Raw genomic sequence first — 1,268 nt, 5'->3', positions numbered from 1 at the left:
CGATTTGCTTGATGTTCTTCCTCAGAACATGAAACACCATCCGAACAACCATTAACTAACTGAGTTTCTCCATATCCTTTTCCTGTGATACGACTCTTATCTATTCCGTTATCAATAATCCATTTTACGGTGGATTTTGCTCTTCTGTCGGACAATGATAAGTTATAAGCATGTGACGCCCTGCTGTCAGTATGTGAACGGACATCAATTTTCATATTCGGATATTCTTTCATAACTTCAAGAACCTTAGCTAATTGCACCGCAGCATCAGGACGAATATTCGATTTATCTAAATCAAAATAAATATTATCTATATGAAGTACTTTTGCTAAATCCGTACCTTCTCCAACCTTAACCACACGCGGTTTCAATAGAATCTCATAATAAATTTCTTTATCTTTTCCTGCTACTACATTGACCTCTGCTGTTTCAAATCCTTCTTTTTCTCCTTTTAAGTAGAAGTGTGCATCTGTGCAGTTTATGGATTCATCATCGAAAAGGAAAGCTCCTTTTGAATCTGCCTGTTTAGAACCCAACAACGCCATATCTTTATTTGATAAAGTCACCTTAGCATCAGGAATAATTTCATTGGTTTCTTGATTTTTTACAATTCCACGCATAGTTCGTGTACATACAAATCGTAGCGGTGTATGTTCATAAAAGGAATAAATATCATCTTTGCCTTTTCCTCCTGGACGATTTGAAGTCAAAAATCCTATCTTTTTATCACTGTCAATTACAAAACAAAAATCATCATCGGCACTATTTCCAGGTCTTCCAATGTTGATTGGTTTTGAAGTTGTTCCATTGTCATACAGCTTAACCGCAAAAATATCCAAACCTCCCAAACCTGGAAAACCATTTGATGAATAGTACAGAACATTATCATCGGAAACAAATGGGAAAGACTCACGCCCTGTGGTATTAATCACATTTCCTAAATTCTCAGGTTTTCCATAGCCATCTTTGAGTATTTGGACACGAAATATATCAGAATTTCCTAATGTTCCTTTCATGTCCGAAGCAAAATACAAATACTTTCCATCAGGACTCAACGCAGGGTGTGCCACACTGTGAACATTACTATTGAAAGGCATCTCAATCACATTGCCCCAATTACCGTTAGCGTCTTTAGTCGCTCGTAAAATTTTTAAGAGAATAGTATTTTCACTATTCATCCCCACTTTTTTATTCACATAATTATTACGTGTGAAATAAACGGTATTGCCATCCTTAGTAAAGACAGCCGTAGATTCGTTGAATTTTGT

General features: G+C 36.1%; 1 protein-coding gene. It reads right to left on the bottom strand.

Features of this window, described 5'->3' with window-relative positions; all coding sequences use genetic code 11:
* Window positions 1-1,268: OmpA family protein (locus CCAND38_RS01460; protein WP_042343236.1), on the bottom strand; the 1,268-nt coding region annotated here is incomplete at both ends.

The sequence above is a fragment of the Capnocytophaga canis genome, assembly GCF_000827555.1.
Classification (GTDB): domain Bacteria; phylum Bacteroidota; class Bacteroidia; order Flavobacteriales; family Flavobacteriaceae; genus Capnocytophaga; species Capnocytophaga canis.
Note: the sequence above shows the minus strand (reverse complement) of the source record. Positions and strands in the feature narration are given on the sequence as shown.